The organism is Thermoanaerobacterium xylanolyticum LX-11 (assembly GCF_000189775.2).
In the GTDB taxonomy this organism is placed as follows: domain Bacteria; phylum Bacillota; class Thermoanaerobacteria; order Thermoanaerobacterales; family Thermoanaerobacteraceae; genus Thermoanaerobacterium; species Thermoanaerobacterium thermosulfurigenes.
Genome location: NC_015555.1, coordinates 68,535 through 77,500 on the forward strand (window position 1 = coordinate 68,535; position 8,966 = coordinate 77,500).

Consider the following 8,966-nt stretch of genomic DNA (forward strand, 5'->3'; position numbering starts at 1 on the left):
ATGGTAAAGAATAAAGAAATAAACATTGCATTTTTGAGTACATTTCCACCGAGAGAATGTGGAATAGCTACATTTACACAGGATTTGGTAAATGAGCTTAAAGATATTAAAATTATAAATGAACCAAAAGTGATTGCGATAGACGATAAAGAATATGATTATGGTGATGATGTTATTTATAGGCTTAAGCAGCACGACCGAAATAGCTATTTAGAACTTGCAAATAAATTAAATGATTTATTAATTGATTTGTTAGTAATCGAGCATGAATATGGTATTTACGGCGGTGAGTGGGGCGAATATATTTTGGATCTTGTAGACAATTTAAAAGTGCCTTATGTCGTAACTCTTCATACGATATTGTCTAACCCACTTGATAAGCAAAAGCACATTTTAAAAGAATTGTGTACAAAGAGCAAAAGAGTTGTTACTATGGCCAAAAACACAATTCCACTTCTTGTCAATTTATATGGTGTTGATGAAAGAAAAATCGTAGTATTGCCTCACGGAGTTCCAAATCTGCCAACGCTGTCCGGCGATAGTTTGAGAAAGAAATACAACATTGATGCAGGAAAATTCGTCGTAAGCACATTTGGACTGATAAGTCCTGGAAAAGGGTTAGAATACGGCATAGAAGCTATAGCGAAGGTTAAGGAGAAACATCCTGATATATTGTACCTTATACTCGGACAGACACATCCCAATATAGTCAGGTCAGATGGTGAAGTTTACAGAGATTTTCTTGTAAGGAAGGTAAATGAGCTAAATCTAAACGACAATGTAAAGTTTGTCAATAAATATCTGACAAAAAGGGAGATCGTCGAATACTTAAAGCTTTCTGATGTATATTTGACGCCATACATTGGCAGGGAACAAGCGGTTAGTGGAACATTGGCATACGCTGCAGGCTTAGGAAAATTAGTTGTATCAACTCCATATAAATACGCTGAAGAAATTTTAAGCGATGGAAGGGGACTGTTGGCGGAATTTAAAAATCCTGATTCTATAGCAAATTGCATAAGTTTTGCCATAGAAAATCCCCACGAAAAGCAAATCATGGAGGAGAAGATAAAAGTTTATGGAAAAACGATGATGTGGGACAACGTTGCATTAGAATATGTTGAATTGTTCTTGAGAATATTTGAAGATTTAGAGGATGATGCGAAAGAAGCAGTATAAACAAGGAGGGACGTATTGTGGACGGCAAAAAAATGTTTAACCATTTGTTTATACTGACAGATGATACAGGTATAATGCAGCACTCTGTTGGCTCTGTCCCTAATCCTAAATATGGTTATACGACTGATGACAATGGAAGGGCTTTGATAGCCTGTACAATGATGTACGAAAAGTACAAAGATGATGTGTTTATTGACCTTATTAAAAAATACTTGTCATTTTTGATGTACGCGCAAGAAGACGACGGCCGTTTTAGAAATTTCATGTCTTTTGATAGGAAATTTATTGATGAAGATTTTTCAGAAGATTGTTTTGGCAGGTGCATTTGGGCTTTAGGGTATTTAATAAATGCAGATATTGATGAAAGGGTAAAGTTGCCTGCATATAAGATGATTGAGAAATCATTGCCTTTAGTAGATATTCTAAATTACATCAGAGGTAAAGCATACACCTTAATAGGTTTATACTATGTTTACAATTCTTTTAAGAATTTAGATAAAGATTTTGTCAGAAAAAAGATGGATAAATTGGCGTACGATATCATCGAGGAGTACAAAAAAAATTCAAATGAAGATTGGCAGTGGTTTGAAGATGTAGTGTCGTACGATAATGGAATCATTCCATTATCGCTTCTAAAGTATTTTTCAATCGTTAAAGACGAGGAAATTCTGGATGTCGCTTTAAAAACAGTTGATTTTCTGGATAGTGTTTGCTTTAAAAATGGCTATTTTAAAGCTGTTGGATGCAAAGGATGGTATAGAAAGGGCAAAAACATTGCAGAATATGATGAGCAGCCTGTAGAAGCGTATACAATGGCTCTCATGTATATAGATGCTTATAAATTGACAGGCGATGAAAAATACAAAAAAAGAGCCATAGACTGTGACAAATGGTTTTACGGAAAAAACTCAAAAGGATTAAGCTTATACGACGAAGATAGTGGAGGCTGCAGCGATGGTATAACAGAAGATGGTGTAAATAGCAATGAAGGAGCTGAAAGCCTTGTATCGATTATGATATCCCACTGTGCAATCGATCAATTGAAATAGCTATTCAATTGACTTAAGCAATTTTATTTCTTCTTCGTTTAATTCCCGCCATTCCCCTTCTTTTAAATTTTCATCTAATTTTAATTTACCTATTGAAAGCCTTTTTAAGTAGATGACTTTTGAGTCTATCGCTTCAAACATTCTTTTTATTTGATGATATTTTCCCTCTCTGATTGAAATATATACTTTTGAGATATTGCCTGAAGATATTATTTCCAGAGTTGCAGGCATAGTCTTGTAACCATCGTCTAATAATATGCCTTCTGAAAACAAAGATGCGTCATCTTCGTCGATAAATCCTAAAACTTCTGCATAGTATTTTTTAAAGACGTGTTTTTTTGGCGATAAAAGTTTATGTGACAGTTCTCCATCATTTGTGATTAAAAGCAATCCTTCTGTGTCTTTGTCAAGTCTTCCTGCTGGAAAAACCTTTCTTGATTTTATATGGTGTGGCAAAAGGTCTACAACGGTTCTTTCCGACGGGTCATATGTTGCACAAATGACGCCTTTCGGTTTGTTCATCATTATATATATGTATTCTTTGTATGAGACTTTTTCGTTTCTAAATGTGATAACGTCTTTGTCAGGTTGTACTGTAAAACCAGGGTCATCGATTATTACATCATTTATTGCAACAAGGCATTCTTTTATAAAATTTTTAATTTCTTTCCTTGAACCATATCCCATATTTGATAAAAGCTTATCTATTCTCATCTTCGACATTTTAGTTTCCTCCTAAACAATATAACTTACTTCTTAGTTAATTATATCCCAAAAATATAAAAATTGTATCGAAAATGTGACATATATCATATTTTTTGTGCTTTACTGATGATACAATTAAAATGATGTTTCAAGATAATAAATTTTCTGAAGTGTATACAGTATATTGACTACAAAGAACAAAATGGCTATAATAAAACTATAATAAATAATTAGGGGGAATAAAGATGATTAGTGAATGGCGCGGGTTTCAGGAGGGCAAGTGGCAAAAGACTATTGATGTTCAAGATTTTATACAAAAAAATTATACGTTATACGAAGGCGATGATAGTTTTTTAGAGGGACCTACAGAAAAGACTATTAAGCTTTGGAATAAGGTTCTTGAATTAATGAAAGAAGAATTGAAAAAAGGTGTATTAGATATTGATACAAAAACTGTATCGTCTATAACATCTCACGATGCGGGATATATAGACAAAGATCTTGAAGAAATAGTTGGATTGCAGACAGACAAACCTCTTAAAAGAGCTATAATGCCTTACGGTGGCATAAGGATGGTCAAAAAAGCTTGTGAGGCTTATGGATATAAAGTCGACCCAAAAGTAGAAGAGATATTTACGAAATACAGAAAGACCCACAATGATGGCGTGTTTGATGCATATACTCCGGAAATAAGGGCAGCAAGACATGCTGGTATAATAACGGGTCTTCCTGATGCGTATGGCAGAGGAAGAATAATAGGCGATTACAGGAGAGTTGCACTTTATGGAATAGACAGACTCATCGAAGAAAAGGAAAAAGAAAAGCTTGAGCTTGATTACGATGAATTTGATGAAGCAACTATCCGCTTGAGAGAAGAACTGACAGAACAGATTAAAGCATTAAATGAAATGAAGGAAATGGCATTAAAGTATGGATACGACATATCAAGACCTGCTAAAAACGCAAAAGAAGCTGTGCAGTGGACTTACTTTGCCTTCCTTGCTGCTATAAAGGAACAAAACGGTGCTGCTATGTCGCTTGGAAGAGTATCTACTTTTCTTGACATATACATTGAAAGAGATCTGAAAGAAGGAACATTGACAGAGAAGCAGGCGCAAGAATTGATGGATCACTTTGTTATGAAGCTTAGAATGGTGAGGTTCTTAAGGACCCCTGATTACAATGAGTTGTTTAGCGGTGATCCTGTTTGGGTCACAGAATCAATTGGTGGTGTAGGTGTAGACGGAAGACCTCTTGTTACTAAAAATTCATTTAGGATATTAAACACATTGTATAATTTAGGTCCTGCACCTGAGCCGAATTTAACAGTTTTATGGTCTAAAAATCTTCCTGAAAACTTTAAAAGATTCTGTGCCAAGGTATCAATAGATACCAGCTCTATTCAATATGAAAATGATGACTTAATGAGGCCAATATACAATGATGACTACAGTATTGCTTGCTGTGTGTCAGCCATGAAGACGGGGGAACAGATGCAATTTTTTGGAGCAAGAGCGAATCTGGCGAAGGCGTTGCTGTACGCTATAAATGGTGGCGTCGATGAAAGGTATAAAACACAAGTGGCACCAAAATTTAATCCCATAAAGTCTGAATATTTAGATTTCGATGAGGTAATGGAAGCATACGACAACATGCTGGAGTGGCTTGCAAAAGTGTATGTAAAAGCTATGAATATAATACACTATATGCATGATAAATACGCTTATGAGAGGTCTCTTATGGCTTTGCATGATAGAGATATCGTGAGGACGATGGCTTTTGGAATCGCAGGTCTTTCTGTTGCGGCAGATTCTTTAAGTGCCATAAAGTATGCCAAAGTAAAAGTCATAAGAGACGAAAATGATATAGCGGTAGATTACGAAGTGGAAGGTGATTTCCCTAAGTTTGGCAATGACGATGACAGGGTTGACTCGATAGCAGTTGACATTGTGGAAAGATTTATGAATAAGCTTAAAAAGCATAAGACTTACAGAAATTCTATACCAACATTGTCTGTTTTGACAATTACATCAAATGTGGTGTACGGCAAGAAGACAGGTGCTACGCCTGATGGAAGAAAGGCGGGAGAGCCTTTTGCACCAGGTGCGAATCCGATGCACGGCAGAGATACAAAAGGTGCCATAGCATCAATGAATTCAGTATCAAAAATACCTTATGACAGCTCGTTAGATGGCATATCATACACATTTACAATTGTACCAAATGCACTTGGGAAAAATGACGAAGATAAAATTAATAATCTTGTAGGACTATTAGATGGATACGCATTTAATGCAGGGCACCACATAAATATCAACGTTTTAAACAGAGACATGTTGCTTGATGCCATGGAGCATCCTGAGAAATATCCACAGCTTACTATTAGAGTTTCAGGGTATGCTGTCAACTTCAATAAATTAACGAGAGAGCAACAATTGGAGGTTATATCCCGCACGTTCCACGAATCTATGTAAGGCAAATTTTATATAAAGGTGATGTGTCATGGTTATGGGAAAAATACATTCAATAGAGACATGTGGTACTGTAGATGGGCCCGGCATAAGGTATGTAGTCTTTATGCAAGGCTGTCCTTTAAGATGTGCTTATTGCCATAACCCTGATACATGGGATTATAGCTGTGGCAAAGAAGTATCGACAGATGAAATATTTAATGATGTAAAAAGATATATACCATATATGAAGGCATCAGGTGGTGGCGTGACGTTGACGGGTGGAGAACCTACATTACAGCCTGAATTTTGCGAAGATCTATTTAAAAAGCTTAAAGCATCTTTTATACACACTGCATTAGATACATCAGGATATGTTGATATAGATAAAGTAAAAGAACTTGTAAAATACACCGATCTTTTTTTACTTGACATAAAACATATTGATGATGAAGGGCATAAAAAGCTTACAGGCGTTTCGAATAGAAAGACTTTGGAGTTTGCAAAATACATTTCTGATGAAGGTAAAAAAATGTGGATAAGGCATGTAATAGTGCCTGGAATAACAGATGATATGGAAGAGATAAAAAAATTGGCTGATTTCGTTTCGTCGTTGAAAAATGTAGATAGAGTTGAGATACTTCCGTACCACAAAATGGGTGTGTATAAATATGACGTGCTTGGGATACCATATAGATTGAAGGGAATAAATCCTCCTGACACATCAAAAATAGAAGAGATAAAAGAAGAATTTAAAAAAAGAGGTATGAAAGCAGTTTAAGAGCCTCATGATGTCTATCATGGGGCTTTTACTTTGAATTAATTTGATAAAGGGTGTAAAATTATCATGTGATGATGTAATTTTTGGAGGTAATCGCATGAATTTAAATAAGATACTATAGATGAGAAAATTCACTAACATAAATTACCATAATAAACTTACATGAAAAAATTTAATAAAAAATAGAGACAAATGCTCGCTTTTATGGTATTAATATGTTGTTACACTATAACAATATTAACCATAGGAGTGGAGCAAATGTCTCATAATAAAAGAATAACAGAAAATTCATCAATAATCCAGTACTTAATGAAATTAAATTTTGCATTATATTTTACTAAACCTGTTATTCGTCATGTTTTAGAATTTATAATTGCTGCCACTCAAAAAGGTTATAGTGGTACTGTTACAGATATAGTTAATTTAAGCCTTGCTAATTGCCATAGAACTACCTTTGGCAAATTCTTAAGCCAAGGTGTTTGGAATATAGAGTATGCATGGAGAGCTATAAGGCGAGAAGTTATTCGCATTATATTTGAATTATTCCAAACTAGCAACAAGCCGATATTTGTGATTTTTGATGATACTATTGCTGAGAAGACAAAGCCTTCGTTACAGGCTAAACATACTATCCAGGCAACAGGATTCCATCAATCACATTTAAAAGGGAAGCAAGTTTGGGGACATCAACTTCTTACCATGATGCTATCTTGCGGCAATGTGGTATTACCTTACTGTATTGAGCGCTATGAAAAAGGTGGCAAAAGCAAAATCGAAAGAATATGTGAAATGGTATCTATGCTTCCAATACCTAAAGGACCAGCATATGGACTATGTGATTCATGGTACATAAACAAAAAAGTAATAGAAGCACATTTCGAAAGAGGATACCATCTCATAGGAGCACTAAAAACTAACAGGATTATCTATCCACAAGGCATCAGAATTCAGATAAAAGATTTTGCCCAATATATCGAAAAGAACGAAGTTCACCTCGTTACAGTGAACGGTTCTAATTACTGGGTATATCGCTATGAAGGAGCCTTAAATGGCATAGATAATGCTGTAGTTCTAATGTGCTGGCCTGAGAAAGCTTTTAAAAATGAAAATGCTCTACATGCATTTATCTGTACTGATACTGAATTAGATACTGAGACTATTCTAAAATACTATAGTCAGAGATGGCCTATAGAAATATTCTTTAGGCAGACAAAGAATAATCTTGGACTAAATACATATCAAGTACGCTCAACAAAATCAATAGATAGATTATTATGGCTTATATCATTGACATACATGTATTGTACGACTTCAGGCGACGAATATTGCAAATTTGGGCAAGGAATAAAAATAGTACGCAAAGAAGTACAAAAGCAGCGTGTTCAATGGCTATATGAGCAAGCTAATAATAAAGTACCTATTGATGAAATTTTAGCAGAACTACAGTTAGCATAGGTGTAGTGTATCTATTTGATGGTAATATTTGTTATCATTTTTTCTCATCTATAGTAAGATAAATAGAAACACTTATTACATAGATAATCCTACAAATATAGGTGTTTATGCTTATAAAAACAAAAATTGTATATTAGTGGATACAGGTATAAACAATGGCCAAGCGAGAAAGATTGACAATGTATTAGTAGAAAACGGATTGCATCCCAAATATATCATAAATACTCACAATCACATGGATCACTGCGGTGGCAATATATATTTTAAAACTCAGTACCCTGGGTGCGAAATCTATACATCAAATAAGGAGCGATTATATATAGAAAATCCAGAGTTGAGAGATATAGTGCTGTTTTCTTCATCTCCAATAAGAGACCTTGATACGACTAATAAAACATTTTCTGTAGATTTCATCCTTGATTGTGGTATTTCAAAAATTGGTGATGAAAAGTTTGATATAATATCTTTGGTGGGGCATTCAATAGATCAAATCGGTGTCATTACACCTGATAAAGTATGTTTTTTGGGAGACAGCGTATTTAGTGAGGACACAATAAAAAAATACTCACTTCCATATTTGTTTAATATAGAAAAAAGCATTGAAACTTTAAAAAAGTTAAAAGAGGTGGATGCAGACTATTTTGTAATAAGTCACATAGATAGAGTGCTTAACAAGGATGAGCTTGATGCACTGATAGAAAAAAATATTTCAAATATAGAAGATAATATTAAAATTATGCTGGAATTATTGGAACAACCTCAGACAAGGGAAGGATTGCTGCAAAACTTAGTAATATTAAACGATCTTCCTTTGAATTTTACTCAGTATTATATTTATTTTTCATCGGTCTCCGCGTTTTTGAGTTATTTGAGAGAAAAAAATCTTATCGATTATTCCATAGAAAACGGAGAAATGTATTTCTATAGGAAATCTGTTTGAAGTCTTTTTAAAAACCTAATCTTGTAGTATTATTATTTTAACAATCGATATAGAATTGAGGTGCTGTATGAGAGAAATAAAAGCAGATGATGTAAGAAGGACTGTTGAGCTTTTGTGCATTAAAGCTAATTACAATTTGCCAAATGATGTATTAAATATGTTGAAGGAGAAAGTCCACGAGGAAATCAGCGAAATAGGTGCAGAAATACTCAATGACATAGTTGAAAATGCTGAGATTGCCAAGGCAAAGGAAATGCCAATATGCCAAGACACAGGTATAGCGGTGATTTTCGTTGAGATAGGACAAGATGTCCATGTTGTAGGTGGCAGTCTTGATGATGCTATAAATAATGGTGTTAAAGATGGATATCTCAATGGGTATTTAAGAAAATCAATTGTGAGGGATC

At 34.5% G+C, this 8,966-nt stretch carries 8 protein-coding genes (1 of these 8 only partly in view); 7 read left to right on the forward strand and 1 reads right to left on the reverse strand.

Annotated features, from left to right (window positions below; all coding sequences use genetic code 11):
- Positions 1–1,179 carry a glycosyltransferase family 4 protein gene (locus THEXY_RS00345; protein WP_013786885.1) on the forward strand — a complete coding sequence of 393 codons (1,179 nt, stop codon included), beginning with the start codon at positions 1–3 and terminating at the stop codon, positions 1,177–1,179.
- Between the two features lie 17 nt (positions 1,180–1,196).
- Positions 1,197–2,228, forward strand: a complete 1,032-nt coding sequence (locus tag THEXY_RS00350) for a glycoside hydrolase family protein (protein ID WP_013786886.1) — start codon at positions 1,197–1,199, stop codon at positions 2,226–2,228.
- Here the strand turns inward: THEXY_RS00350 and THEXY_RS00355 are convergent, their stop codons facing one another.
- Positions 2,229–2,951 carry a pseudouridine synthase gene (locus tag THEXY_RS00355; RefSeq protein ID WP_013786887.1) on the reverse strand — a complete coding sequence of 241 codons (723 nt, stop codon included), beginning with the start codon at positions 2,949–2,951 and terminating at the stop codon, positions 2,229–2,231. It lies immediately after the preceding gene.
- A gap of 227 nt (positions 2,952–3,178) precedes the next feature.
- Between THEXY_RS00355 and pflB the strand changes: the two genes are divergently transcribed.
- The 5 genes from pflB to THEXY_RS00380 all read left to right on the forward strand — a co-directional run.
- Positions 3,179–5,407 (forward strand): formate C-acetyltransferase, encoded by a 2,229-nt coding sequence (pflB, locus tag THEXY_RS00360; protein ID WP_013786888.1) that lies wholly within the window; start codon positions 3,179–3,181, stop codon positions 5,405–5,407.
- Between the two features lie 28 nt (positions 5,408–5,435).
- The gene (pflA, locus tag THEXY_RS00365; RefSeq protein WP_013786889.1) at positions 5,436–6,164 is read left to right on the forward strand and encodes a pyruvate formate-lyase-activating protein; all 729 of its coding nucleotides are present in this window, start codon (positions 5,436–5,438) and stop codon (positions 6,162–6,164) included.
- Positions 6,165–6,422: 258 nt separating this feature from the next.
- Complete coding sequence (locus tag THEXY_RS00370; RefSeq protein ID WP_013786890.1) at positions 6,423–7,619, forward strand: IS701 family transposase; 1,197 nt, start codon at positions 6,423–6,425, stop codon at positions 7,617–7,619.
- A 28-nt stretch (positions 7,620–7,647) separates the two neighbouring features.
- Entirely contained in the window at positions 7,648–8,559 is a 912-nt protein-coding gene (locus THEXY_RS00375) for an MBL fold metallo-hydrolase (protein WP_013786891.1), read from the forward strand.
- 67 nt (positions 8,560–8,626) lie between these two features.
- Positions 8,627–8,966, forward strand: partial view of a fumarate hydratase gene (locus tag THEXY_RS00380; protein WP_013786892.1) — the start only. 503 nt of this gene lie beyond the right edge of the window; only the first 340 of its 843 coding nucleotides appear in the window; its start codon is at positions 8,627–8,629; its stop codon lies beyond the right edge, outside the window.